At 40.1% G+C, this 26,566-nt stretch carries 22 protein-coding genes and 1 pseudogene; 17 read left to right on the top strand and 6 right to left on the bottom strand.

What is annotated here, in order from left to right; all coding sequences use genetic code 11:
* Positions 1 to 5 precede the first annotated feature (5 nt).
* The 7 genes from K9H14_05445 (at position 6) to K9H14_05415 (ending at position 5,259) form a co-directional block, all read left to right on the top strand.
* A complete protein-coding gene (locus K9H14_05445; GenBank protein MCG9479637.1) occupies positions 6 to 554 on the top strand; it encodes an NUDIX hydrolase in 549 nt (182 codons plus the stop codon).
* Positions 541 to 1,446, top strand: a complete 906-nt coding sequence (xerD, locus tag K9H14_05440) for a site-specific tyrosine recombinase XerD (protein MCG9479636.1) — start codon at positions 541 to 543, stop codon at positions 1,444 to 1,446. Before K9H14_05445 ends, xerD begins: the two co-directional genes overlap by 14 nt.
* 126 nt (positions 1,447 to 1,572) lie before the next feature.
* A complete protein-coding gene (locus tag K9H14_05435) occupies positions 1,573 to 2,256 on the top strand; it encodes a site-2 protease family protein (GenBank protein ID MCG9479635.1) in 684 nt (227 codons plus the stop codon).
* Positions 2,257 to 2,283: 27 nt separating this feature from the next.
* Positions 2,284 to 3,267 carry a tryptophan--tRNA ligase gene (gene trpS / locus K9H14_05430; protein MCG9479634.1) on the top strand — a complete coding sequence of 328 codons (984 nt, stop codon included), beginning with the start codon at positions 2,284 to 2,286 and terminating at the stop codon, positions 3,265 to 3,267.
* A complete protein-coding gene (locus K9H14_05425; protein MCG9479633.1) occupies positions 3,254 to 4,018 on the top strand; it encodes a segregation/condensation protein A in 765 nt (254 codons plus the stop codon). The genes trpS and K9H14_05425 overlap by 14 nt, the downstream gene beginning before the upstream one ends.
* Positions 3,999 to 4,559, top strand: coding sequence for an SMC-Scp complex subunit ScpB (scpB, locus tag K9H14_05420; protein MCG9479632.1), 561 nt, complete (start codon positions 3,999 to 4,001; stop codon positions 4,557 to 4,559). The genes K9H14_05425 and scpB overlap by 20 nt, the downstream gene beginning before the upstream one ends.
* A complete protein-coding gene (locus K9H14_05415; GenBank protein ID MCG9479631.1) occupies positions 4,552 to 5,259 on the top strand; it encodes an rRNA pseudouridine synthase in 708 nt (235 codons plus the stop codon). Before scpB ends, K9H14_05415 begins: the two co-directional genes overlap by 8 nt.
* Before the next feature lie 52 nt (positions 5,260 to 5,311).
* Here the strand turns inward: K9H14_05415 and K9H14_05410 are convergent, their stop codons facing one another.
* From K9H14_05410 to K9H14_05395, 4 genes and pseudogenes are all read right to left on the bottom strand, one after another.
* A complete protein-coding gene (locus tag K9H14_05410; GenBank protein ID MCG9479630.1) occupies positions 5,312 to 6,415 on the bottom strand; it encodes an FAD-binding oxidoreductase in 1,104 nt (367 codons plus the stop codon).
* A gap of 9 nt (positions 6,416 to 6,424) precedes the next feature.
* Positions 6,425 to 7,648, bottom strand: a complete 1,224-nt coding sequence (locus tag K9H14_05405) for an FAD-binding protein (GenBank protein ID MCG9479629.1) — start codon at positions 7,646 to 7,648, stop codon at positions 6,425 to 6,427.
* A gap of 14 nt (positions 7,649 to 7,662) precedes the next feature.
* Positions 7,663 to 8,450, bottom strand: a pseudogene (locus K9H14_05400) (electron transfer flavoprotein subunit beta/FixA family protein).
* Positions 8,451 to 8,591: 141 nt separating this feature from the next.
* Positions 8,592 to 9,455, bottom strand: coding sequence for a DegV family protein (locus K9H14_05395; GenBank protein MCG9479628.1), 864 nt, complete (start codon positions 9,453 to 9,455; stop codon positions 8,592 to 8,594).
* A gap of 113 nt (positions 9,456 to 9,568) precedes the next feature.
* Here K9H14_05395 and K9H14_05390 point away from each other — a divergent pair, with 113 nt between their 5' ends.
* The 8 genes from K9H14_05390 (at position 9,569) to K9H14_05355 (ending at position 20,911) form a co-directional block, all read left to right on the top strand.
* The gene (locus tag K9H14_05390; GenBank protein ID MCG9479627.1) at positions 9,569 to 10,366 is read left to right on the top strand and encodes a Cof-type HAD-IIB family hydrolase; all 798 of its coding nucleotides are present in this window, start codon (positions 9,569 to 9,571) and stop codon (positions 10,364 to 10,366) included.
* Complete coding sequence (gnd, locus tag K9H14_05385) at positions 10,363 to 11,274, top strand: decarboxylating 6-phosphogluconate dehydrogenase (GenBank protein MCG9479626.1); 912 nt, start codon at positions 10,363 to 10,365, stop codon at positions 11,272 to 11,274. The genes K9H14_05390 and gnd overlap by 4 nt, the downstream gene beginning before the upstream one ends.
* Positions 11,264 to 13,096, top strand: coding sequence for a transketolase (locus K9H14_05380; GenBank protein MCG9479625.1), 1,833 nt, complete (start codon positions 11,264 to 11,266; stop codon positions 13,094 to 13,096). Before gnd ends, K9H14_05380 begins: the two co-directional genes overlap by 11 nt.
* A gap of 136 nt (positions 13,097 to 13,232) precedes the next feature.
* Positions 13,233 to 14,321: a ribonuclease H-like domain-containing protein gene (locus K9H14_05375; GenBank protein MCG9479624.1), complete on the top strand. Its 1,089-nt coding sequence runs from the start codon at positions 13,233 to 13,235 to the stop codon at positions 14,319 to 14,321.
* On the top strand, positions 14,297 to 16,552 hold the full coding sequence (locus K9H14_05370; protein MCG9479623.1) for a DEAD/DEAH box helicase: 2,256 nt from the start codon (positions 14,297 to 14,299) through the stop codon (positions 16,550 to 16,552). Before K9H14_05375 ends, K9H14_05370 begins: the two co-directional genes overlap by 25 nt.
* Before the next feature lie 67 nt (positions 16,553 to 16,619).
* Positions 16,620 to 17,195 carry a hypothetical protein gene (locus tag K9H14_05365; GenBank protein ID MCG9479622.1) on the top strand — a complete coding sequence of 192 codons (576 nt, stop codon included), beginning with the start codon at positions 16,620 to 16,622 and terminating at the stop codon, positions 17,193 to 17,195.
* A 212-nt stretch (positions 17,196 to 17,407) separates the two neighbouring features.
* Positions 17,408 to 18,397 carry an IS1595 family transposase gene (locus K9H14_05360; protein MCG9479621.1) on the top strand — a complete coding sequence of 330 codons (990 nt, stop codon included), beginning with the start codon at positions 17,408 to 17,410 and terminating at the stop codon, positions 18,395 to 18,397.
* A 129-nt stretch (positions 18,398 to 18,526) separates the two neighbouring features.
* On the top strand, positions 18,527 to 20,911 hold the full coding sequence (locus K9H14_05355) for a diguanylate cyclase (protein MCG9479620.1): 2,385 nt from the start codon (positions 18,527 to 18,529) through the stop codon (positions 20,909 to 20,911).
* A gap of 2 nt (positions 20,912 to 20,913) precedes the next feature.
* On the opposite strand, the gene K9H14_05350 is transcribed toward K9H14_05355, so the two are convergent.
* Positions 20,914 to 21,729: an SDR family oxidoreductase gene (locus tag K9H14_05350; protein ID MCG9479619.1), complete on the bottom strand. Its 816-nt coding sequence runs from the start codon at positions 21,727 to 21,729 to the stop codon at positions 20,914 to 20,916.
* A 76-nt stretch (positions 21,730 to 21,805) separates the two neighbouring features.
* Positions 21,806 to 23,167, bottom strand: coding sequence for a deoxyribodipyrimidine photo-lyase (phrB, locus tag K9H14_05345; protein ID MCG9479618.1), 1,362 nt, complete (start codon positions 23,165 to 23,167; stop codon positions 21,806 to 21,808).
* 70 nt (positions 23,168 to 23,237) lie between these two features.
* Here phrB and K9H14_05340 point away from each other — a divergent pair, with 70 nt between their 5' ends.
* Entirely contained in the window at positions 23,238 to 24,107 is an 870-nt protein-coding gene (locus K9H14_05340) for a hypothetical protein (GenBank protein ID MCG9479617.1), read from the top strand.
* Between the two features lie 42 nt (positions 24,108 to 24,149).
* On the top strand, positions 24,150 to 26,225 hold the full coding sequence (locus tag K9H14_05335; GenBank protein ID MCG9479616.1) for a thioredoxin domain-containing protein: 2,076 nt from the start codon (positions 24,150 to 24,152) through the stop codon (positions 26,223 to 26,225).
* Positions 26,226 to 26,566: the final 341 nt, after the last annotated feature.

The raw sequence follows: 26,566 nt of genomic DNA, 5'->3' as shown, positions 1-26,566 counted from the left end.
TTTTTATGGATCAAGAGTTATATGAAAAAAAGATAAGTTCAAAACAAATTTTTAAAGGTAAAATACTGGGACTGTACCTGGACCAGGTTCAGCTGCCCAATAAAAAAATTGCTTCCAGGGAAAAAGTCACCCATCCGGGAGCAGTGGGGATTGTGCCCATAAATGGCCAGGACCAGGTGTATTTAGTAAAACAATTCAGGTACCCACCTCATCAGACTTTAATAGAAATACCTGCAGGAAAACTGGATGAAGGCGAAGATCCCATAAATTGTGCCCAAAGAGAGTTAAAGGAAGAGGTGGGAGCAGAAAATGGTAAATTGATTAAGCTGGCTTCTTTTTATACCACCCCTGGATTTTGTGATGAATTATTGCACATGTACCTTGCCTTAGACTTTAAAATAACTGATAACAACCTGGATGATGATGAGTTTCTACATATATTAAAGTTTAACTTGAAGGATTCTATAGATATGATTAAAAACGGGCAGATACAGGACGCTAAAACCATTATCGGTCTTATGCTGGCCAGGGATTATATAAATGAAAAAAAATGACCGCAGTTTTGAAGAAAATTTTCAGGATTTTTTAGATTATCTTCGGTTTGAAAGAATGCTCAGCCCAAATACTCAAGTAGCTTATAGAAGAGATTTGCAAAAATACGGCAATTTCTTGAAACAGAAAAAGGTTAACCATCTGCAGGTTGAAGATGATGATATTCTTAAATTTTTAAAACAATTAAGGCAGGACCAGGGCAGTAACTCCATATCCCGGATTCTATCATCGCTGCGGGGATTCTATAAGTTTCTGATAAGGGGACAACAGCTTCAAAAAAACCCTTTTGCAGAGTTAAGCAACCCAAAATTGCCGCGCAGGCTGGTGGATGTCTTAACCGAACAGGAAGTCTCTATCTTTTTGGATATAGTAAGAAAGAAGGCTAATAAGTCTAAACAGAGAGATATTGCCATGTTTGAACTATTGTATTCATGTGGTTTAAGAGCCAGCGAGCTGGTTAACCTGAAATTAAAAAATATTGATATTGATGAAGGATTGCTTTTCTTTATTGGCAAGGGAAAAAAAGAAAGAGTTACCCCCATAGGCCAGAAGGCGCTGGATGCATTAACCAGGTACAAAGACCAGGAAAGGAGAACAGTTGTAAAGTATGGCCAGGATTATGTGTTTTTAAATAGATTTGGAAAACAATTATCACGACAGGCTTTGTGGAAGATTATGAAAAAGTATGGACGGCTATCCGGTTTAAAAAAGACTCTTTACCCCCATATACTGAGGCATAGTTTTGCCACCCATATGCTGGAAAGAGGCGCAGATTTGAGAACAGTACAGGAATTGCTGGGGCATAGCAGCATATCTTCTACCGAAATTTATACTACTGTTACCAAAAAACACCTGAAAAAAATATATTTTAAATATCATCCCAGAGAGGTTTGAAATATAGGCCTTATTCCATAGGTTTTCCATAGTTGCAAATTTGAGAATTTTTGTTAAGGTATAAGGTCATAACCAGGCAGGCATATAATTTATGCCGACAAATTAAGTTAGAAACGGCAGGATTTAATGAGTAATTTATTCAATTCTTTGGTAGATTTCCTAAGGCAGGCAATAACCTGGGCCCCGGGCCTGTTTTTAGGGGTAATATTGCATGAATATGCGCACGGCTATATTGCATACAAACAGGGAGACCCAACTGCCAGGAATATGGGCAGGCTTACCTTAAACCCAGTTGCCCATATAGATATTTTTGGCACCATCATCTTACCCCTGCTGCTGATTTTGCTTAATTCCAATATAGTATTTGGCTATGCCAAGCCGGTACCCATTAATTCTAATTATTTCAGGGATTTCCGTAAAGGAATAAGGTATACATCCCTGGCAGGGATAGTGACTAATTTGTTAATTGCTTTTATGCTTGGTTCAGTTTTTGGATTGTATGCATTCTTAACCAGAAATACCTATAATGCAGCAATACAATTTATAGCTGATATATTTATTTTTGCTATTTATATTAATATATTTTTAGCAGTATTTAATCTTATCCCCATACCGCCACTTGATGGCTCCAAGGTTCTTGCTTCCTTTTTGCCCAGCAATGCTATGTATAAGTACTTGAGTCTGGGCAGATTTGGTTTTATATTTATTTTTATAATATTATTTTTGGGGGGAAGTTTTTTCTGGAATATAATTTCTCCAGTTGTAGGGTTTATATATAGTATGTGCCTTTGGTGGCAATATTTAATTTGAGGAATGCTAGAGCAAAAGGAAATAAGGATGAAAAAAACAAAAATGTTAACCGGTTTCAGGCCCACAGGCAAGCTCCATCTGGGGCACCTGCATGGCAATATTATGAATATGATAGAACATCAGCACCAGTATGAAAATTTCTTCTTTCTGGTAGACTGGCATGCCCTATCTACCGAATACCAGAATCCTTCCCATATTAAACAGAATCTTATGGATTGTGTAATTGATTTAATTGCTCTGGGTGTAAACCCTGACCAGACTCATTTATACCGGCAGTCAGATATACCGGAAATCACCGAACTTACCCTCTATTTTTCCATGATTACCCCCATAAGCTGGCTGGAACGCTGTCCTACCTATAAGGAACAGATCAACCAGCTGAAATCAAAAGATTTATCTACGCTGGGGTTTTTATCCTATCCGGTGATAATGGCGGCAGACATACTTATAGTTAATGCCAATATTGTCCCGGTAGGGGAGGACCAGCTGCCGCATCTGGAAATTACCAGGGAAATTGCCAGAAGGTTCAATTACCTGTACGGCCAGTATTTCAATGAACCTGAAGAGCTGCTTTCTCAATCCACCAGGGTTCCCGGCACTGATGGCAGAAAGATGTCCAAAAGTTACGGGAATGCCATTTATCTTACAGACAGCCATGAAATCATGTCCAAAAAGGTAAAAATGATGATTACTGATCCCCAGAGAGTAAAGCTCAAAGATCCCGGTCATCCTGAGGTTTGCAATGTGTTTACTTTCCATAATATATATCAGAAAGATAATATAGAGAACATTGAAAGCAGATGCAGGAATGCTGAAATAGGTTGCATACAATGCAAACAGGAGCTGGCAGATATTATTTACGAGTCACTAAAAGATTTTCAGGCCAGAAGAAGAGAGCTGGAAAAGGACAGTAAAAAAATTCACCAGATACTAAATAAAGGGAAAGAGCAGGTAAGGGAAATATCAAACAATACTATAAAACAGGTTAGGGAAAAGATTGGAATTGACTGAGGGCTCAGGGCAATACATCATCCATTACCAGGACCAGTCTGGTCCTGTAAAATTGTTGCTGGAGCTGGTGCAAACCAAAAAAGCTGATATATACCAGATAAACATGAATGAGATTATCAGCGGCTTTGTTGATTTTATAAACCAGCACCGGGAAGTGGCTATTGATACCTTGTCCGGGTTTATTTATACTGCATCGGTCCTGCTGGAAATAAAATCCCGGTCACTTTTGCCTTCCAAGAATACAGAAAATCAGAAACAGCAGGAGATAAGCGAAGAAATTCTTAAATTAAGGGAAAGAGAATACAGGATTTTTAAGAAACTGAGCTTATACCTGGAAAAATCTTTGGAAACCGAAGAATTGTTTTTTGTGAGAGAAGCTCCGGTAGAAAAAGAATTTTTGGATATTATGCCAAATTTTCTAGAAGGAATTAATAAAAATGATCTGGCCTCGATAGCAAGAAATCTATTCAGGGGGGATCCGGTACAGCTGGGGTTGGATATAGCTTACAATCATCGGAATATAAGGTCCATTTATGATGAAATGGAGAGAATAAATATAAGATTGGAACAAAAAGAAGAAATTACTTTCAAGCAATTAACCATGGAGTTCAAGCAGGTTCTGGATATAATTATTTGCTTTTTATCCATTCTGGAATTGTATAAAAATGAACAAATAGAAATTATTCAATTTGAAAACTTCGGAAATATAATCATTAAAAAAATAAATAAAGATGAATCAAAAAACCAATAAAAAATTTAATCTACTTCAAACCGATCAGCCACTTCTAAAAGCATGCATAGAAGGAATCCTGTTTATATCCGAGCAGCCGGTAAAGAGCAGGGAAATTGCTGATGCTCTAGGCATAGAGCCCGGTGAGGCCAAAGAAATAATTGAAAATCTGAAGCAGGAATATATTGATTCCGGCCGGGGCTTTATATTAAGGAAAGTGGCCGGCGGCTACCGTTTTTATTCCAATCCGGCCATAAGTGATTACATAAAAGACTTCGTTAAATCCAATATAAGATCCCATCTTTCACAGGCGGCATTAGAAACTCTGGCCATAACCGCCTATAAACAACCGGTTACCCGTACCCAGATAGCTGAGATAAGAGGGGTAAGGACCGATAGCGTGGTAGTAACCCTGGTAGAAAAGGGGTTGCTGAAGGAAGCAGGTAAGCTCAAGGAACCAGGTAACCCCATAATCTACAGGACTACTGAAAAATTCCTTGAACTGATGGGAATAGACAGCTTGAGTCAGTTACCACCATTAGATAGTATTGACAGTGAATAAGGTTAGAATAGCTAAATATCTGGCAGATTGCGGGCTTGGTTCCAGAAGAAAATGTGAACAGCTGATACTGGATGGAAAAATTAAAGTGAATGGCAGGCCTGTAGACAAGCTTTCTCTTAAAGTAGGAAAGCAGGACCAAGTATACTGCCTGGACCGCAAGGTTTATCCCCAGGCCAAGCTGGTTATTGCTTTAAACAAGCCCGGCGGCTATCTGTCAACAGTTAAGGATGATTTTAAAAGAAAAAAGGTAACTGACCTTATAGATTTAGAACAGAGGCTTTATCCGGCAGGCAGGCTGGATTATAATTCAAGAGGCCTGTTAATTATGACCAATGACGGTTACCTTGCTTATCAGATTACTCACCCTAAATTTAGCATCCCCAAGACCTATAGAGTAAAAATTAAGGGTTTTATTGATGACTCCCATCTACAGCGGATTAATAAGGGAATAGAAATTGAGGACCGGGAAGTAGCTATACTGTCTACCCGGGTTTTAAAAAGAAACCCTGATTACTCCTTGATTGATTTACGGCTGGTAGAGGGCAGAAAAAGGATTATCAGAAGAGTGTTTAAAAAACTGGGCTACCAGGTTCAGGACCTGGTAAGAACCAAAATCGGAAAATATGATTTAGGGGATTTAAAAGAAGGCCAGTACAAGATACTTGATAGCAGACAGGTTAAAAAACTGGTTTCAAAATAAATCCTCTTGATATTACTGGCATACTTTGCCTGGATTTAATATATTGTTGGGATCAATTTACAAATTCAGCAATCTTGTTACGGGGAAGCACAACATCGCATTCATCCAGTTCAGAAGTGGAAGCCTTAACTGCTTCCAGGAGTGTATTTCTGGCAGACCATACCATTTCCTTTCTTTCATCTGTATCTACTATATAAGCATCAAAAGCACCATTGTCTATACAGGCCCTGGCCACGGTCTCATATTCCTTTTCAACTTCTTCCTTACTGTTTCCATCAAAGGTAAACAGCAGATAGGAGGCAGCGCCTGAATTATCAGGTATTCTTTTCCCCAGATATTCTTCTGCTGATTTCAGTACTTCTTTTTGCATAAATTCTATGGCCGTAGGTACAATCTTCAGCTTAAGTATTTTGGGAACTACAGCTATGGCACTATCCAGATCAGGAAAAGGAACCAGTAAACTGATGAACTTCTTGGGCAAAGGCAATAGCTTGAGTATAGCCTTGGTTATTATTCCCAGGGTACCTTCGGAACCGCAGAATAAGTCTTTCAGGCTATAGCCAGAACTGTTTTTTACTACCTTTCCTCCGATATCAAGTACTTCTCCATTGGGTAGTACTACTTCCAGGCCCAATACATAGTCCCTGGTAACCCCATATTTTAAGGCCCTCATACCCCCGGCATTGGTGCTTATATTACCGCCTATAGTAGCTGACTTTTCTCCCGGATCGGGGGGATAGAAGAGATCGTTTTCCTCTACATGCTTGGCTATATCCATAAGCAAAGCTCCAGATTCTACAGTAAGAGCCAGGTTTTCATCATCCAGGCTGATAATCTTGTCCATTTTGGTCATATTGATAAGGATACCTCCAAAAATAGGAACAGCTCCTCCTACCAGACCGGTTCCTGAGCCTCTGGCTACCACCGGTATTTTATGCTGGTTTGCATATTTTAATACCTTGGATATTTGATCGGTATTTTTAACTTCAATTAGTACATCCGGCATCTGGCTTATGCTAAACAGTTCGTCATGGCAAAAATCTTCATGTATATCTTCACCCAAATAAAGGCTTTCCCTGCCCACTATTGAAGCTAAATAATCTATATCCTCTAATTCAATTTTTTTATATTCATTATTTATTACTGCTTCTTTCATTCTTCCTCCTCATTTTACACCCACACATTCTTTAACATCGGTACCTTTATGTTTCTTTATTTCCTCAATTAACTGGGGAACCACTTCAAAAATATCACCCACAATGCTGTAATTGGCTATATTAAAGATGGGCGCCTGCGTATCTTTGTTTACGGCAAATATATGGTCAGAGCCGATCATGCCGGCAATAAACTGTACTGCTCCAGATACACCCAGGGTGATTATTAGTTTGGGCTTAACTGTTCTCCCGCTTAAGCCGATCTGTTTCTGAGGCTCTATAAGTCCTGATTCTATCAACGGTCTGGTTCCAGCAATCTGTGCCCCCAGAAGCCGGGCCAGTTTCTTGATCATATCCATTTGTTTATTATCCTTTACTGCTTTCCCTACAGCAATTATAGTTTCAGCATCTGATATATTTTCCTCAATTTCCTTTTCAGTAATATTTAATACATCGATGCCTGAAGAAAATTTCAGCTGTCCGGTATCCATAGCCCTTATTTTCCCCTCCATGTTGCTGAATTTAACAGCGGCGTCCATAACTTTATACCTTACGGTCGCGAACTGCGGCCTTGAATTTGGAGTAATGATCCGGGCCATTATATTGCCTCCGAAAGCCGGTCTTATCTGCACCAGGTCTGTATTATTTTTAATGTCCAGCACGGTGCAGTCAGCAGTAAGGCCGGTTCTAAACCTTCCTGCAACCCGGGGAGCCAGAGACCTGCCGATGGTGGTGGCTCCAACCAAAATGATGGAAGGTTTAAGCTGTTTTATATAATCTTCAAAGGCTAAAGCATAGGGCTCAATACGGAATTCTTTTAATTTCTGGTCATCATATACAAAGACTTGGTCCACTCCGTATTCCAGGAGCTGTTCAGCCTTTTCCAGAATGCTGTGGCCTATAAACAGGCAATTAACCTTAAATCCAACCTTCCGGGCCAGTTCTCTGGCTTTTCCAATGAGCTCATAGGTAACCGGATGTATTTCTCCATCTACATGATCCACATAAACGGTAATATCCTTCCATTGGTCCTTATCCACTTTTGGTCCTGAATCCTGTATAAACTCTATAACTCCTTTGGGACCTTTTTTTACACATAATTTACACATTTTACAGCCTGAATCTATTTCAAGCTGCCCCTCTTTTTCACTTATACTGCCAAAGGGGCATAACTCTATAAGTTTTTTGGAAACTTCTCTATTTACTTTTTCCTGATTTATCTTTAATCTTCCCATAAATATTCTCCTGTTTATATGTACTTTAATTCTCTGAGTTTATCTGCAATTTTCTGCGCAGCCTCCTCAGGGCTTCCGCTCCATTTTTCCTGGCTGGTATCCTGGGGAGGAGGAAAAACCTTTTCTACCTGCGTTGGTGACCCGTCAAGACCATATTTGTTGGTATCCTGATCCTTGAAATCTTTTAAGCTCAGTACCTTAATTTCCCTATCCCTGGTAGCTACCTTCTTCTTAAATGATGGCAGCCGGGGTTCATATATATCCTTTTCTACGGTTATCAGGCAGGGATAATTCAACTTGGCAATTTCTATGGTGTTGGGCATGTCCATTTCAACCACATGCTTTCTGCATCCAGCTGAAGTATGCTGAGCACATTAGCTATATGTGGTATTTTTAAGAACTCTGCTATCTCCGGCCCTACCTGGGCAGTATCGCCGTCAGTAGTCTGTTTTCCGCAAATAATCAAATCATAGGGTTCAAGCTTTTCTATACCCTGTGACAGGGTATAGGAGGTGGCCAGCACATCAGCGCCGGCAAAACTCTTATCGGAAAGCAAAACCCCCTAATCAGCTCCCATCATGTAAGCTTCTTTTATAACATCTGCAGCCTGCGGGGGACCCATGCTTATGACCTTTATGGTGCCGCCTTTTTCCTCCTTTATTTTTAAAGCAGCTTCCAGGGCAAACAGGTCATAGGGGTTCATCTTGGTATCAATACCGCTTCTTATGAGAACTCCTGTTTTAGGGTCTATGTTTACCTTGGAGGTCCCGGGCACCTGTTTTATACATACCACTATATTTATATAAACTCCTCGTTTTAGACCATTTAATCTAAGCAGGGATGGTAACATATTTGGGTTAGATAGACAATTAAAATAAAATTAGGTTAACCAAACTTATTGATTAAATTAAGGGCTTAAATAGAGTAGAATATTTTACTTAATTCAGTAATTCAGAATAGGGCTATAAGCTACGCCCCATATTCCCGGGCCGGTATGGGCGCTTATAACCGTGGTAACTTCGGATAATATTATTTCCCTGATATTACCCTTATTATTTTCTTCAAAACGCTGTTTTAGGTCCAGGGCTGGTTGAATCCGGTCGCCATAAAAAATTCCTATGCGCCATGCCCGCCGGGTGTCTATGCTGGTAATGGTCTGTTTGTATAGCTTAAGGATAGCTTTTTGCTTGCTTTTTGAAAAACTTTTTAAATAGATTTTGCCATTACTGTTTATCGATACTACCGGTTTAAAGATCAGGGCCTTGCTTAGAAATTTTCCTAAAAAAGGGGTTCTCCCACTTCTAAATACGTATTTAAAATTCTCTATGGCGGCATAAAAACTGGTCTCTTCAATCAGGTAAGCAATCTTTGATTCCAATTCATCTTCAGCTAAGTCTAATTTAGCCAGTCTTGCGGTTTCGGTTACCAGAAGGCCCATGCTTATGGTTGTATTTCTGGAATCTATTATTTTTATCAGCCCCTTCTTAAAATTTCGCTGGGCAAGTAAGGCTGAGTTAAGCGTGCCGGAGAGTTTGGAGCTGAGGCAGATAGTATAGATTTTTTCTATTTTCTCATCAAATAACCGGGTGAATACCTCCATAAAATCAGCTGCTGAAGGTCCGGAGGTACGTACCATATAACCGTCTGCTAATGCTTTATATACCTGTTCATTATTTATCTCCCGGCCTTCTTTATAGGATTTGCCTTCAATATTTATGTACATGGGTATTATGCTTATTCCCAGATCGTGGGCAATCTTTTGGGGTATATCTGATGAACTGTCGGTGACTACAGCAATTTTTGACATACTTTTTTATGCCTCTTTATATTATTTTAATATTATCAGATAAAATAAAAATAAAAAGTACCTGTTGGAAAAAACAAATGTAAACTGCTATGGTTATATCTGGAGGCATAAACATGATAAAACTTATTGTTTCCGATGTTGATGGAACCCTGATCGACAAAAAATACCAGATACCTGAACTTAATATGCGGGCTCTGCAGGACTGCAAAAGGGAAGGTATAAGAATCGTACTGGCTACCGGTAAACTTATCTACTCCCTGATTCCAATAATTAAACCCCTGGGTCTTACCATGCCCCAGATAACAGCAGGGGGAGCAACACTGATTGACTTAAACCTGAAAGTACATAGAGCTATAAAATTAAATCCGGATCTTTTTTCAGAGATTATAGACTATATTAAATCCAATGGGTACAGCCCTCTGGTCTCTCTGCAGGATAATATTATGTATTATGATCAGTTTACTCCGGTAGTAGATTATATAAAGCAAACCGGCGAAAACCTGCAGCAGACTTCCAATCTTGACAGTGATAATTTCAAGAATAATGCAATAGCTATAAGTGTTCTACACCAGCAGGAGGAATTTGGAAATAAACTGGTAGAAAAGTTTTCCAATGGTGGGGTTATGATTACCAGACCCTGGAAAACCTATGTAAACATCCTGCCGGCCAGAGCATCCAAGGGTAGGGCATTGAAGGAAATAATTAAACATTTAGACCTGAGGCAGGAAGAGGTTGCGGTTTTTGGTGATAATTTAAATGATTTAAGTATGTTTGATACCGCAGGATTAAAGATTGCGGTAAAAAATGCTCATCAGCAGCTAACCGATACTGCGGATATTATTACCGGGAGTAACAATGAGGCCGGGGTAGGCAAGGCCATATATAACCATATACTTGAAGGCGGGCCATGAAAGAGCTGGGCTTTATAGGGCTGGGAAAAATGGGCTATAATATGGTTTTAAGACTTTTAGAAAACAATTACAGGGTAGTGGTTTTTGACCAGGACTTAAAACCCGGCATAGAGCTGGAAGCCTGCGGAGCAATCAATTCCCGTTCTTTGGAGGAGATGATAACCAGATTAAGGCAGCCTGCAGTTTTATGGTTAATGCTTCCCCATAATGAAACCGGTGGCATGATCAGCGAATTATCCAATTTTTTAGAAAAAGGCAGCACCATTATTGATGGCGGCAATTCATGGTGGAAGAATTCTCAAAAAAATTATGATTTTCTGAGCCGGAAAGGCATAAACTTCATAGATGTTGGAGTCAGCGGGGGGCCTTCCGGAGCCAGAAACGGGGCCTGCCTTATGGCAGGTGCTGCTGCCCGGACTTTTCAGGACCAGAAACAGCTGTTAAATACTCTGGCCGGTTTTCAGGCCTGCAGACATGTTGGAAAGCCTGGAGCGGGCCATTTTGCCAAGATGATACATAATGGTATTGAATACGGGATGATGCAGTCACTGGCCGAAGGTTTTAACCTTCTTTCTGAATCAGAATTTGATTTTGACCTGAAACAGATAGCAGACCTTTACAACCATGACAGCGTAATAAAATCCAGGCTGGTTGCCTGGCTGCAGGATGCTTTCCAAAAGTTCGGAAATGATTTGGAAAATGTAAGCAGCAGGGTGGGACATTCCGGTGAAGGCCAGTGGGCAGTAGAGTATGCCCGGGTAAAAAAAATTAAAATACCTTCAATTGAAAGTGCATTAAATTTTAGAAAAGATAAAACCGACGGTTTCAATTTTACCAAAAAGATACTGTCTGCATTAAGAAACAGGTTTGGAGGTCATCCAGCAATAAGGAGGAGGAATGATGAATGACATAGATAAATTAACCAGAATTTGTAAACTGTTAAGGTACTATATAATAAAATCTACCACTATTGCCGGTTCAGGCCATCCTACATCATCACTTTCAGCGGTAGAAACCATGGCTTCTTTGATGTTCGGCGGGTGGTTTAAATACAAGGTTGACTACCCTTTATTTGCCAATAATGACCGGTTAATATTTTCCAAAGGTCATGCCAGTCCGCTGCTTTATGCATTGTGGACGATAGCCGGAGCTGTTGATGAAGAAGAGTTATGGCAGCTCCGCCGGTTTGGCAGTAACCTGGAAGGCCACCCTACCAAAAATTTCAAATACGGAGAAGCGGCTACCGGTTCATTGGGCCAGGGTTTAAGTATAGGTGTAGGCATGGCCTTGAATGCCAAATATCTGGATATGCTTCCATACAGGACCTATGTCCTTTTAGGGGACAGTGAAATGTCAGAAGGAAGCATATGGGAGGCAGTGCAGCTGGCCAGTCACTATAAATTAGATAATCTGGTTGGCATTATTGATGTAAATGGATTGGGGCAGAGCGGATGGACCATGTATGGCCATAATACCCAGAGGTATGCAGAAATGCTTTCATCTTTTGGGTGGCAAACCATAGAGGTAGAAGGTCATAATATAACGGAGAACCTTTCCGCTTTTAACGCTGCTATGGACTCAAAAGATAAACCGGTAATGATTATAGCCGATACCGTAAAGGGCAAGGGAGTTAGTTTTCTGGAGGACAGGCAGGGCTGGCACGGAAAGGCATTAACTGAAAAAGAAGAAAAAAAAGCACTGTCTGAACTGGGAGAAATTGAATATGGTCTGAGGGCAAAGCTGGCTGAACCTGAAAACTTAAAACCCCATAAATGCAGTCCGGCAGAAGATAAAATACTTACTGTATCTAAAAACAAGATGGCTACCAGGAAAGCGTATGGGATGGGCCTGGTTAATATATTTCCCAAATTTCCCCATATTGTAGCTCTGGATGGGGAGGTCAGCAATTCTACCTATTCAGAAGTATTCAGAAACAATTATCCCAATAACTATTTTGAGATGTTTATTGCTGAACAGAATATGACCGGGGTAGCTCTAGGCTTGAGTTTGAGAGGAAAAATTCCTTTTATGTCTTCCTTCGCAGCTTTCCACAGCCGGGCCTTTGATCAGATAAGAATGAGCCAGTACTCTAATTCAAATATAAAGTTTGTGGGTTCACATGCCGGGGTTTCCATAGGGGAGGACGGCCCCTCCCAGATGGGGCTGGAAGATTTAGCAATGTTTAGGACCAACCTGGACTCGGTAATACTCTATCCTGCTGATGCTGTATCCACTATTAAGCTGGTAGAACAGGCAGCCTTGCACCAGGGTAATGTCTATATTAGAACCACCCGGATGGATACCCCCATACTCTATAAAAGCCAAGATGAATTTAAAATCGGGGGAAGTAGTACGCTAAAAAGTAGTCCAAAAGATGTGGTTACCATCTGTGCGGCAGGAATTACCGTGCACCAGGCCTTAAAAGCGTATTACAATCTGAAAAAAGAGGGTATTGCTGTCAGAATAATTGATCTCTACAGTATAAAGCCTCTTGATTATTTAGCTTTGCTTAAAGCACAGAGAGAAACTGAAGCCATAGTTACCGTAGAGGATCATTATGCCCAAGGGGGACTGGGAGAAGCAGTTTGCAGCTTGCTTTCCAGAGACAATGTTTCTGTACACATAATGGCAGTTAGAAAGATGCCCAGAAGCGGTTCACCACAGGAGCTTCTGGACTTTGAAGAGATTTCTGCAGATGCTATAACCGCAAGAGTTAAGGCAATATTATAGTTAAAGTATTCTTATAAATTAATGTAATCTTCATAATTAAGCTGCCTGATTATGCTATAATACTGCCAGGACCTGGCCACTGGTAATCTGTTTTTTTAATCTGGCCAATTTGCCATATTTTAGGGGAAAAACTGATATGTATTGCTCAAAGTGCGGCATTAAAATAGATATAAGCAAAAATTATTGCCCTGAATGCGGTCAACTGATAAGTGGAAGGGCCAGACATATGGACCGCTTGAAAAATGCGGCAGCCAATATGGGAAAAGAGGATAATTCCCGGAACTTAAAGTATTGGACAGAGTCTCTTGCTCCCCAGTATAGTGGTAAAAATTTGACTGATATATTCGGGGGCAGCCAGATCAGGACCAGAAAGGGGAATTGTTTATTAATATCTACCCGTGAAGACTTTTCCTTAAATTGCCTTGATCCCGGCCAGGCTCAGGAGATATTATTATCAGATCTAAAACTTATATATGGAATCGGTTCGATTACCGAGCAAAAACTAAGAGATGAAGGTTATAGGTCCATAAGGGATCTGGTCTCACATCCTGGTTACGGCCAGCAGGCTAGACAATTTCTGGTTTATCTTGAACAGAATCAGCCTAAGCAATTAACCAAATGGATTTCCAGATGGTGTCCCTGCTCCCATCCCCATCAACTTCTGGTTTCTTCTTTTTGTGACCAGAAAAACTTTCTTCTGCTGGATATTGAGACTATGGGTCTTTATAATATGCCGGTTATACTTATAGGGGTTGCCAGGATAGTAAACGGATCAATAAGGGTAAAGCAATACCTGGCCAGAAGTTATGAAGAAGAAGCAGCAGTACTTTATCTGTTAAACCATAATCTGTCTAAAAATACGGTACTGGTTTCCTTTAACGGCAGGATGTTTGATGTACCGTTTATAAGGCAAAGACTTTATTATTACAGTCTGGTGCACGATTTAGATAAAATACACCTGGATATTTTGCAGTTTTGCAGATTTTTCTGGAAAGATCAATTTGACAGCTTCAGGCTGTCTTCACTGGAAGAAAATTTGCTGGGTATCCAGAGACATCAGGATTTACCCGGCTATATGGTGCCTCAATTTTACCAGCAGTATCTGGACAATGGTAATGTGGACACACTGGTTCCAGTCATAAATCACAATCGCCAGGACTTAGTTTCTTTAGCCAAACTTTTCTCATTATTGCATAAACAATGGAAAAAATTCCAGACATCATAAAACATTTAAAATTATCTGCCCGGTTTGGTTCAAAAATAGTTCATGTGGAACTGCTGGGCCAGAAGAATCCGGTATATGGAGATACCAAAAACTTTGCTGATATGATTAAGTCATACCTGTCAGATCATCATATCAGGCTGTACCGCCATCAGTGTAAGGCAATGGAGAAAATAAATAAGGGGCATAATTTAATTATAACCACCCCCACTGCATCGGGCAAAACACTGGCTTTTAATCTCCCTGTTTTTAATATGCTTATAAAGGACCGGCAGTCTACTGCCCTTTATATCTATCCTACCAAGGCTCTGGCCAATGATCAGTTAAAAAAAATCAGGGATATGGAAGAGGCAATGGGCCTTAACTTTTATTCTGATATTTATGATGGAGATACCCCCAGAGCCAGACGATCCAGGATCAGGTCCAGATCCAGGGTGGTAATTACTAACCCCTACCAGCTCCACCATTCGCTGGCCTGGCACTGGAAATGGGAGAGTTTTTTTAGAAATATCAAATTTATAGTTATTGATGAAGCCCATCAGTACCGGGGAGTATTTGGCTCCAATATAGCCATGTTGATAAGAAGACTGCGAAGGATAATGGATTACTACGGAGCCAGCCCACAGTTTATACTTTCTACTGCTACTCTGGCCAATCCTGTGGAATTTGGTGAAAAGCTCACCGGCTTAAAATTTGAAATAATCCGGGAAGACGGTTCTCCCCGGGGGGATAAATATTTCTTGCTCTATAATCCTTTCCTCCAGGACCGCAGCATTATGTCTACCCATCAGGAGACAGTGGATTTACTTATATATATGGTTAAGCGGGGTATCCAGACCCTTTGCTTTACCACTTCCAGAAAGATGGCAGAACTTATTGCCAAGTGGACCAAAGACAAATTAGATGAACAGGGCAGCAAGCTTGGCTCCAGTATAAGCAGTTACAAGGCAGGGTATTTGCCCCAGCAGAGAAGAAACATTGAAGCAGCCATAAAAGAAGGCAGGCTTAAGGGTATTGTATCTACTAATGCCCTGGAGCTGGGCATAGACATTGGCAACCTGGACTCGGTAATAATTTCTGGTTTTCCAGGAACTATTATATCTACCAGGCAACAGGCAGGCAGGGCAGGCAGAAAAACCAATCCTTCCATAGTAATAATGGTTGCTTTCCAGAATCCGCTGGACCAGTATCTGGTAAATCACCCTCACTATATTTTTAAAAGTTCTCCCGAAAATGCCATTATTGATGTAGATAACACCTATATAAATACAGGTCAGCTTCTATGCGCTTCCGCAGAGCTGCCGCTTAAAGAAGATAGAGACACTAAATATTTTGAGGTCCATTGGAATAAATATTTACCTGATTTTAAACACAGCGGATTACTAAAAGATACAGCCCATGGCTGGATATACTGTGGAAACGGTTCGCCCAGCCATATTGTAGATCTTGAGAACTTTGGCCAGACTACCTATACCATAGTGAATGGGGGAGAAGTGATGGAGACGGTAAGCCAGCAGCAGGCCTACCGGGAAGCATACCAGGGTGCAGTTATGGTTCATCAGGGGAAAACCTTTATAGTTAAAGATTTCAACCTTGACCGACAGGTCATAGAGGTAGAGAGGCGCCCGGTTGATTATTATACGCAACCCTTAAAAAATACCGATATAAGGATAGAGGAAACCCTTAAGCAGCCGGATAATGATACCATGACTTTTTATGGCCGGATAATGGTAAAAGAAAACTATTATGCTTATAAAATTATAAAAAATGACCGTACTATAGGCACCAATGAATTAAAACTGCCCCCCATCGAATTTGATACCTATGGCCTGTGGTTTACCATACCCGGATATATAGAAGATAAGGTTAAAAGAGAAGGCCTTGATTTTAATGGGGGACTGCATGGAATGGAACATTGCATGATAGCCATGATGCCTCTTCTGGTGATGTGTGACCGCTGGGATATAGGGGGAGTCTCTTTTCCTTATTATCCTGCAAACGGAAAACCGACTATATTTATTTATGATTCATATCAGGGAGGAATAGGTCTTTCTGAAAAAGCATTTGATCTGTTTGGAAAACTGGTCAATGTATCCTATGAGCTGGTAAAGGACTGTCCCTGTGAAAATGGCTGCCCTGCCTGTGTATTTTCACCCAAATGCGGCAATGATAACCAGCCGCTGGATAAAAGTGCCACCAAATTGATATTGCATAATATTAATGGTATATTTTAGAATCGGTAGTTGTTGTACTATTTTATTTTATAAGTTTAAATAATTTCTTATTTGGATTGGAGTTATCATGGTTGATAAATGCAAGCAATGCGGCAAAGAACTGCCGCCGGACACAGATTCACCTTATTGTGACCAATGCGATGATATGCTGGACAAAAGGTTTGATAAAATTGAGGATGACATAATTGTATATAAGGATCTTACCCCCGAAGAGATTGATATTTTAAAGAAATTTGACAAAGAAAATATCCTCGAACTCTATGCTAAAACTTACACCCAGTTTGCCAACGAAGGACAGATTACCGAAAAAGAGGAAAATCTGCTGAATAAAATAAAGAATAATTTCGGACTAAGCCAGAAAGAAATAGATGCCAAGCTTGAATTTTTCAAAAAGCTGGGTAAGGAACTCTGTCCGGATTGCCATATGCCCATAAAAGATGATTATAACCTGTGTCCTTATTGCAGCATTACCTTGAATGAAGATTTTGAACCTGAAAAAGATAATATCCCCAATAAGTATCCTGGCGGCCAGGATGTCTGGGGCCCAATGTTAAAGAATACAGGCTGCATAGTAATATTTGCCCTTATACTGGTGGCTATAATAACCTTTATAATTTACAGGATAGTGCTGAGTATGCAGTAGAAGTTATTTTAAGCTTAGGTTTAAACCTGGGATCAGCTGTGTTCCATCAATCTTTACACCATATTTTTAGTTATTTATAAATTAAAGGTTTATTTTCAGCTATTATAAATAGTAAATTTAAATATTATTGGCTCTTTTCAAGAATATTGTTGATATACGAACATACGTTTGCTAATATATCCTTAAATCAAGTATGTTCGAAAGGAAATAAATTGACAGAAGACTTAAAAAAACAACTGTATTTACTTCTCTCAAAGCTATCTTCAGAGGAGAAATCAGAAATCATATCCTATCTAAAGGATGTGGAAGTTTCCGGTAAAACCCTGACAGATATGGTGGCTGAGATAAGAGACAGGAGATTTAGCAGTGGATATCACTGTCCCCACTGCTCAAGTGACAGAGTGGTAAGGTATGGCAATTACAGAGGCAGGAAAAGATACCTGTGCAGAAGCTGCACAAAGACATTTACCGATCTTACCTCTACCGCCCTTCACTATATCCATGAGAAGGAAAAATTTGTACATGCAGCAAAGCTTATGCTTTCCGGGGCCACACTGGAAGAGACTGCCAAGAAGGCAAAGATCTCAATCCCTACTGCCTTTAACTGGAGGCACAAGGTGCTTTCTATATTAAAGAACATTGAAGATGACAGCCTTTCCGGGATTGTAGAGGCGGATGATACCTTTTTCCTTCATTCCCAGAAAGGCAGCAAAAACATTGGAAGAAAACCCAGAAAAAGGGGTGGAAAATCCAAGAAGCGAGGTATAAGCAGAGACCAGGTATGCGTAATCGTGGCCAGGGATAGAGACAGTCACACCCTGTCAGATATTGCCACTTTTGGTCGTCCTTCCGCAGACGAGATCGGCAAACTTTTAGGTGGCAGACTTTCTGGAAAATCAGTTCTTCTAACAGACAGGCACCCCAGTTTTGGCCGCTTTGCCAAGGATAATGGGATTGGTTATATAAACCTTGATCTACAAAAAGGCAGAAGGACGCTTAAGGGGATATATCACATACAGAACGTTAACTCCTACCACAGCAGGCTAAAGAATTGGATATACAGATTTAAAGGTGTGGCAACCAAGTATTTGAGCAATTACCTACACTGGTTCGAGTTTGTTGATACTGTGGCAAAAGATAAGACACTAGAAACAGCAGGAAGGGCCCTGTTGCTTAGGGCATGCTCTGTAAAGGCGGTGTAGAAATCAACAATATTTTTAAAAAGAGCCATATTATTTTATATATTCATAAATTTATAAAATATATTATTGAATTATTTATATATTTAATTATAATTATAATATAAATTAATATATTTATAATTATAGTAAATGGACTTAGAAGTTATACCCTATATATCTGCTCTGGTGCTGGGATTGATAATTCCTCTTACAGGGATTTTCTTTCTGGGGAGGTTTAGGAACATTTATGGTTATAAATTTGGAATAGCCCTTTTTGGGGGCAGTTTTATATGGGTGCTCAGTTATTATTTTGAACTTCTCAGTCTGGCAGAGGGCACCAAGCTTTTTTGGAGTAAAATAAAATACCTGGGGGTAACTTCTATTCCTGTTGCTCTTTTTTTTCTGGTACTTTATTATACCGGTTATTCCAAATGGGTTAACCTGAAAAAGATAGCATTGTTTAGCCTCATCCCAGCAGCCACTATGGCCCTGGTGTTTACCAATCAGTATCACGGGCTGATCTGGGAAAGTATAACTTTTGAAACCAGCGGAATACTTTCTTATATAAATGAAAGTTATGGACCCTGGTTCTGGTTATGGATTACCTATTGTTATAGTTTAACCATTACTGCCTTAATAATGCTGGCAAGGCTTCTTGCCAGCAGACAAAAAGTGTTTAGAAGTCATGCCATTGTGCTTATAATTACTATTTCTATACCTATCCTGTTTACTGTTTTAGATGTTTTTGCTTTTGATTTTCTGTTTAAGCTAAAGCTTGCCCCTATGGGACTAACTCTGGGTAGTTCAGCCTTGCTGTATGGGTTTATGAGGTTAAAAATAGGTGATTTTATTCCTATTAGCGTGGAACCGGAAATTGAAAATAACCAGGATATGGTACTGGCAGTGGATAAGAATGACAGGGTTGTATATGCCAATCAGCCAGTTTTAAGATATTTCGATAAAAACAATCTGATAGGCGAAGAACTGGATAATATATGGCCCAGTTGGAACGGTATAAAAAGCAAGCTTTCCAGCGGCTTTGAAATAATAGACAACCTTACCCTGAGTGGTCTTCCCAATATCTTTAGCCTGACCATAAACCCTTTTATGGATATGAATAAGAAAATAATAGGAAAGATACTTATATTTAATGATGTTACAGAACAACGCCTGGCTGAAGAGAGGTACAGGTCTATTTTTAAGAATTCTCTGGATGGAATTTTTCGTTTAGACATGGATGGCAACTATATAGAAGTGAACGGGTCCATGCTGAAAATTTTTAACTGCAGCCGCAAGCAGGAACTGCCGCTAATAGATATTGCCCAGGAAATGAAAAAGTCTTTACAGCCTTTCAAAAAAACAGTTGAGTGCAGGCTGGCCAAAAAAGGTGGAGAGAAGATCTGGGTGGAAGCCAGCATATGGTCTGTTATGGATAAAAACAGTAAAACCTATTATGAGGGAATAGTAAGAGATATAAGCAGCCGGAAAAAGACTGAACAGAAAATAAAGTATTTAAGTTTTCATGACAGCCTTACCGGATTATATAACCGTTACTTTTTTGAAGAGGAGCTAAAAAGGCTGGATACTGAAAGGATGTATCCCATTAGCATAATAATTGGTGATGTTAATGGGCTGAAGCTCATTAATGATACCTTTGGACATAATCAGGGAGATAAGCTGCTGCGCAAAATTGCACAAATATTAAAGGATGGTTTTAGAAAAGAAGATATATTGGCCCGGTGGGGCGGGGATGAATTTATAGCCATACTTCCTCATACCATTAAAAAAGATGCTTTAAAAATAATAGAAAGAATAAAAGTCAGGTGCCGTAATGAAAGCAAAAAACAGCTCACATTAAGCATATCTTTAGGGTGTGCCTGCAAACAAACCCCGGACTGCAACATAGGTTTGCTTATAAAAGAAGCTGAAGATAAAATGTACAGACACAAGCTGATAGAGACAAAAAGTGCCCGCAGCCAGATGATTTCTTCCCTGGGTAAAGCTCTGGAAGAGAAGGATTTTGAGACTGAAGAACATATGCAGAGGATGAAAAAATTATCCCGAGTTATGGGCAAGCGTTTAGGCCTTCCTGAATCCGACCTGGATGAACTCAACTTGCTGGCTACCCTTCACGATATTGGCAAGATTGCCATAGCTGATAATATTATATTTAAACCGGATAAATTATCGGTTGGCGAGTGGGATATAATAAAAAAACATCCAGAGATAGGGTACAGGATAGCCAGCCAGAGTCCAGAGCTAACCTTAATAGCAGAGGCCATACTCAGCCACCATGAAAACTGGGACGGCAGCGGTTACCCCCGGGGCTTAAAAGGAGATCAGATACCCATACTTGCCAGAATTATTGCGGTAGTAGATGCCTATGATGCCATGACCAATGACCGTCCTTACCGGAAGGCGCTAACCCCCAAGGAAGCATTATACGAAATAAAGAAATGTGCAGGTACCCAGTTTGATCCGGAGGTAGCGGCCGAATTTGTTGCTATTTTTGAAAAGAACAATATTGTGACCTGATTTTAAGAAGAGAGGAAACCCCCGTCTACCGGCAGCATTGCTCCCTGGATGTAGCTGGCCATATCGCTGGCTAAAAATAGCGATGCTTTTGCCACTTCATCGGGGTATCCCCATCGCCCCAGAGCTAGTCTGGACTGAAAATCATATCCTGTTTTAATCAATTTAAACTTAAACCGCCTCAAGGCAAATTTAACCAGATTATCAGTACCCGGAGTTTTTATGGCTCCCGGAAGTATTACATTAGCCCTAATACCATTCTTGCCATAGTCTCTGGCCAGCGATCTGGTTAGGGCTATTATTCCAGATTTGGTTATGCTGTAATGGGTCATATTTTCCTTAAAGGGGAGAATTGCTTCTATGGAGGATATATTTATTATAATGCCCCCGGTATTAATTCTATTACGGATAAATTTCTGGCACATCCAGACTACTGAGTTAAGGTTTATATCTATAATATTTTTAAGATAATCAGAGTCCAGTTCAAGGAAATCCTTAAATGGGTATATTCCGGCGTTATTTACAAGTATATGGGGAAGATCGGAACCCAGGCTTTCCCAATAATCATCTATATCCTTTTTGCTGGTAAGATCTATAGCATAGCTATGTTTTATGCAGGCAAAATGGCTTAGCAGTTCCTGGGTCTTATCCAGGCTTTGTTTATCTATATCCAGCAGCAATAGGTCTGATCCTGCCTCTGCAAATCTTTTGGCTATAGCCCTTCCGATGCCGGAACCTGCCCCGGTTATAAGGGTCTTTTTCCCTTGTAGAGATATCAGCTTGCTTAATTTAATTAAGTTTCTAGAATAAGCTTTTCTCATGTTCCCTGTGGAATAAATTATTTATAGTTATAATTATAATCCTGTTTCAATAATATTATCAATAATCCGGTGTGATTTAAGAATCCTGGTAAATATTTTGTTCAATTTTTTTTATTTTTGATATATAGGCCGATGTATCAAATTTTCTTTTTAATCCTGCCAGTGACATATACCTGATTTTACCAAATACATCTCTCTGGTTCCAGGCCCGGTCGTGTACACCGCCAATGCTCCAGGCAATTCCTGTATAGCCATTGGGGTCCCGGCCGTCCAGCTGATAGCGGTTATTCAGGTACAGGGCATATTCCAGAGCTTGCCGAGGACCGGGAGTCCACTCCAGTATCTTTTTGGCCCAGTACATCCTTAGGTACCCGTGCATGCTTCCAGTTATTAACATTTGTTTCTGGGCGGCATTCCACACCATGTCGTGGGTTTGCGCACCTTCCAGCTGTTCCAGATTATAGGTATAGGGCCTTTTATCTTTGCAGTGCTGGAGCAATGTTTTTTTTGCCCAGGAAGAAAAGCCTTCAAATTTATCATAATTCTGGTTGTAGTAGCAGAAGTTATCAGAAAGTTCACGCCTGATTATTAATTCTTCCAGAAAGGATTCTAGATTGGAGTCAGGCTTAAACTTTAATGCTTCCAGCACAATTCTCTGGGCGGATATCTGTCCCCAGTGCAGATAAGGGGAGAGACCGGAGGTGGCATCCAGATTAGGATTATTTCTTTTTTGCCCGTAATGGTTCAACTTGCTTTCCAGAAAAATTTCCAGGGTCTTGAATGCAGCCTCTTCACCCGGTTTTGCCTTAAAAGCGGGTTTGATATTGCCAATCTGCAGTTTTCTATAAATATCATCCCAGTTTGGAGGCCTGTAGCTGGAATCGGGCATTGATTGTTGTCTGGTCAATTTTATAAATCCAGTCAGGTATTTACTTTTTAAGCGGTTAATTTTTGGTCTTATGGTATAGGCTGCATATTCCTGCTTATCGGAAACTATCCAGCAGGGCACGATGTTATGGGTGTCTACTTCGTAAACAGGGATATTTATCCGGGTTAAAATTTGTTTTTTCCATTTTCTTTTTATATTTAAAGGATCAAAGTCGGTAACCAGTTCGGCTGTATTTTTCTGGTTTAAAAAGGCTGCAATATCTTCAAGTTTGCCCTGTACCAGATAGAAAGGTATATTTTTTCTGTTTAAGTTTTTTTCAACCATCTTTAAGCCTTCCAGCATAAACCAGAAATGGCTTTTATCCGCATTCAGAAACTGGTCTGATAAATAAAAGAAGGTTATCAGGGGCCGGTTTAATTCTTTTGCCCTGCCCTGTGCAAAAAGCAAGGCCCAGTTGTCATCTGACCTCTGGTCTCTGCTCATCCAGAAGGCAACCGCACCACATCCTGTTTTGCCTTTTTTCAGTTCTCTGTGTCGTGGATAGTTAATATCTGGACCCTCCACAAAATTAATATAATCAGATATTATAATACTTAATATTATAGTTTTAAAAAAGCCTATGAAAGACAAGCAGAATCATCATCACATGGTAAGGGATTTCAGGATAAGATTTATAGTATCGGTTATAGTTACGGTACCGGTATTGCTGTTATCTCCGCTTATTCAGCAGTTTTTAAATATTGAGGGATACCTTTCTTTTACCGGGGACATGTATCTGCTGCTGGCATTAAGCAGCTTTATATTCTTCTATGGAGGCTGGCCTTTCCTAAAAGGCCTGTATAAGGAATTAAAAGCAAAACAACCAGGCATGATGACTTTAATAGCCCTGGCTATTATAGTGGCCTATGCCTATAGCAGTGCAGTGGTATTGGGGGTAGAAGGCAAGGTATTCTTCTGGGAGCTGGCTACTCTGGTAGATATAATGCTTCTGGGCCATTGGATTGAAATGAAATCGGTGATGGGGGCTTCAAGCGCATTGGAAGAGCTGGCCCGGCTTATGCCTTCCCAGACCCATCGCATTGACAGTAAGGGCCAGGTAGAAGATGTAGATATAAAAGAACTTAAAAAAGAGGATTTGGTGTTAATAAAACCTGGGGAAAAGATTCCGGCTGATGGAGAAATTATTGAAGGCCAGACCTCGGTGAATGAGGCTATGCTGACCGGCGAATCAATGCCGGTAGAAAAAAGTGGTGGAGACCAGGTTATAGGGGGATCGATAAACGGAGAAGACTCGGTAAAGGTTAAAATTTTAAACACCGGGGAAGAGTCATTTCTTTCACAGATTGTCAAAAGGGTAAGGCAGGCCCAGCAAAGCAAATCCAAAACCCAGAACCTGGCCGCAGGGGGTCCTGTATCCGGTAGGCATACTTTTAAGCCCGGCAGTTGGGGCTGTGCTTATGTCCATAAGTACAGTAATAGTTGCTTTTAATGCTAGATTGTTAAAATATAAAAATTAGAGGCGAACAGGGTTATGAATGAAAGAAAATACAATAGATTAATAAACGAAAAAAGCCCCTATCTGCAGCAACATGCTACCAATCCGGTGGACTGGTATCCCTGGAGCCAGGAGGCTTTTGAGACTGCAAAAAGAGAGGATAAACCAATTTTTTTGTCTATTGGTTACTCTGCCTGCCATTGGTGCCACGTGATGGAAAAAGATAGTTTTGAAGACAAGCAGGTGGCAGATTTACTTAATAATAATTTTATTTGCATAAAGGTAGACCGGGAAGAGAGACCGGATATAGACAAAACCTATATGGCCACAGCCCAGATACTGGCTAATACTTCAGGATGGCCCCTTACTATTGTTATGACTCCTGAGCGCAAACCATTCTTTGCTTCTACCTATATACCCAAACATGATGCTTACGGCCGGGTGGGCATGGTTAAACTTTTGCCCAGGATAAGAGAAATATGGGATACCAAGAGGGAAGAGGTGCTAAAATCATCTGATAAAATTACCGCATCACTGCAGAAAGCTTCCCGGTACAAGAACAGGGCCGAACTGGATGAATCAATCTTTGAGCAGGGATTTAGCCAGCTGGGCAGGTTTTATGATCAGGAATATGGTGGATTCGGTGATCAGCCTAAATTTCCACAGGCTGCCAATATAATTTATATGCTAAGATACAGCCATAAAAATGAAATTTCCAGCGGCATCCATATGGCTACCCAAACCCTGGATAACATGAGGAAAGGTGGAATATGGGATCATATTGGATTTGGTTTTCACCGGTATTCGACTGACAGAAGCTGGAAATTACCTCATTTTGAAAAAATGTTATATGACCAGGCCCTGTTAGCCCGGGCTTATATTGATGGTTATCTGGTGACAAAAAAACAACTTTACAGCCAGACCGTAAAAGATATTTTTACCTTTGTGCTGAGTGACCTTTACAGTAGCGAAGGTGGTTTTTATGATTCTGTGGATGCAGACAGCCAGGGTGAGGAAGGAAAATATTATTTATGGACCTATCAGCAACTAAAGGAAGCTTTGAACCCGGAAGATTTCAAACTGGCGGTAAATGTATTTAATATCCAGCCGGAGGGAAACATTTCACTGGAAAATGATCTAAACATTCTTTACATAAATGAAGATATGGATAAACTTTCCCGAAAATTAAAACTGCCTGCCATGCAGCTAAGTGATATGATTTCAGGATGTCTACAGAAGCTGCTGGCAGCCAGAAATAAAAGGCAGCATCCATTTATTGATCCCAAGATTCTGACTGATTGGAATGGCCTTATGATAGCAGCTATGGCCATAGGGGGCAGAGTACTGGACCGGCCAATATATATAGAAGCCGCCAAAAAGGCAGCAGATTTTATAATCAAGAATATGATTGAAGAAGGCAGACTTTATCATTGCTGGAACCAGGGACTGTCATCATCCGGATCCACCATTGATGATTATGCCTATTTTATAAACGGCCTGCTGGAACTTTATCAATCCACATTTAATCTAAGATACCTAAAAATTGCCAAACAATTAAACAGTAAGGCGCTGGAATTGTTCTGGGATGAAGAAAACGGTGGATTTTATTATACTTCGGTAACCGAAGATGCTTTAATATACAGGCAGAAAGAAGCCAGCGATACTTCACTTCCATCGGGAAATTCAGTGTCTCTTCTAAATATGATCAGATTGTCCAAGCTTACCAGTGAACCAGAACTGGGACAGTTTGGTTTAAAAATCATTAAAGAGTTCTCTCAAAGTTTAAAAAATAACCCCCAGTATCATCCGTTTATGCTCTATGCTTATCTGCTCTTATATTATGGCACCAGGGAAGTTGTTGTTTGCGGGCAGAGCTTTGCCGATGACAGCCAGAATATGATTAATCAGTTAAATAGGAGATACCTGCCCCAGGTAAATGTTATCTTTAAGCCCTGCCAGCAGGATAATACCGAACTGGATAACCTGACCGGATTTACCCATAGCTATATTTGCTATGAACAAAAGCCAACCGCTTATGTCTGCACTGATTTTAACTGTAAATTTCCAACCAGCGATATAGAGAAGATGATTGAACTGGTTACTGAAGAATAAAAAAAACCCCGAGTTATGGTTTGCCTTAGCCAGAAGCCTTAGGCTAATAAACACCTCGGGGTACCTCTTAAGACTTTTCTTAGGGACTCTCCAAAATTTTAACCTGTATTTTTACTTTTCAGTTCAAATAACAAGTTTTTCTCGGAGGTTGCCTCCTGCCTTAAGAATAACTTTAAATTACCAGAATAAAAATGCTTTGTCAATATAAATTTGTCCAGGTTGTTTATTTTTTTTGGCTTAAAAAGTATAATGGTTAATCTATTAAAGAAATTCAATCATTTACTAAAGGTCATCATGAAGGATATAAAAAACATATGCGTAATAGGCCTGGGTCTTATCGG

It is taken from the genome of Actinomycetes bacterium (genome assembly GCA_022396035.1).
Lineage (GTDB): Bacteria > Actinomycetota > Humimicrobiia > Humimicrobiales > Humimicrobiaceae > Halolacustris.
Note: the sequence above shows the minus strand (reverse complement) of the source record. Positions and strands in the feature narration are given on the sequence as shown.

Excerpts from the sequence above, each read along its gene's own strand:
- K9H14_05390 (MCG9479627.1), top strand. The coding sequence starts at position 9,569 with ATGATAAAACTTATTGTTTCCGATGTTGATGGAACCCTGATCGACAAA.
- K9H14_05370 (MCG9479623.1), top strand. The coding sequence starts at position 14,297 with ATGGAAAAAATTCCAGACATCATAAAACATTTAAAATTATCTGCCCGG.
- K9H14_05365 (MCG9479622.1), top strand. The coding sequence starts at position 16,620 with ATGGTTGATAAATGCAAGCAATGCGGCAAAGAACTGCCGCCGGACACA.
- scpB (MCG9479632.1), top strand. The coding sequence starts at position 3,999 with ATGAATCAAAAAACCAATAAAAAATTTAATCTACTTCAAACCGATCAG.
- trpS (MCG9479634.1), top strand. The coding sequence starts at position 2,284 with ATGAAAAAAACAAAAATGTTAACCGGTTTCAGGCCCACAGGCAAGCTC.
- K9H14_05380 (MCG9479625.1), top strand. The coding sequence starts at position 11,264 with ATGATGAATGACATAGATAAATTAACCAGAATTTGTAAACTGTTAAGG.
- K9H14_05405 (MCG9479629.1), bottom strand. The coding sequence starts at position 7,648 with ATGGGAAGATTAAAGATAAATCAGGAAAAAGTAAATAGAGAAGTTTCC.
- xerD (MCG9479636.1), top strand. The coding sequence starts at position 541 with ATGAAAAAAAATGACCGCAGTTTTGAAGAAAATTTTCAGGATTTTTTA.
- K9H14_05445 (MCG9479637.1), top strand. The coding sequence starts at position 6 with ATGGATCAAGAGTTATATGAAAAAAAGATAAGTTCAAAACAAATTTTT.
- K9H14_05375 (MCG9479624.1), top strand. The coding sequence starts at position 13,233 with ATGTATTGCTCAAAGTGCGGCATTAAAATAGATATAAGCAAAAATTAT.
- K9H14_05350 (MCG9479619.1), bottom strand. The coding sequence starts at position 21,729 with ATGAGAAAAGCTTATTCTAGAAACTTAATTAAATTAAGCAAGCTGATA.
- K9H14_05410 (MCG9479630.1), bottom strand. The coding sequence starts at position 6,415 with ATGAAAGAAGCAGTAATAAATAATGAATATAAAAAAATTGAATTAGAG.
- K9H14_05335 (MCG9479616.1), top strand. The coding sequence starts at position 24,150 with ATGAATGAAAGAAAATACAATAGATTAATAAACGAAAAAAGCCCCTAT.
- K9H14_05355 (MCG9479620.1), top strand. The coding sequence starts at position 18,527 with ATGGACTTAGAAGTTATACCCTATATATCTGCTCTGGTGCTGGGATTG.
- K9H14_05435 (MCG9479635.1), top strand. The coding sequence starts at position 1,573 with ATGAGTAATTTATTCAATTCTTTGGTAGATTTCCTAAGGCAGGCAATA.
- K9H14_05395 (MCG9479628.1), bottom strand. The coding sequence starts at position 9,455 with ATGTCAAAAATTGCTGTAGTCACCGACAGTTCATCAGATATACCCCAA.
- gnd (MCG9479626.1), top strand. The coding sequence starts at position 10,363 with ATGAAAGAGCTGGGCTTTATAGGGCTGGGAAAAATGGGCTATAATATG.
- K9H14_05340 (MCG9479617.1), top strand. The coding sequence starts at position 23,238 with ATGAAAGACAAGCAGAATCATCATCACATGGTAAGGGATTTCAGGATA.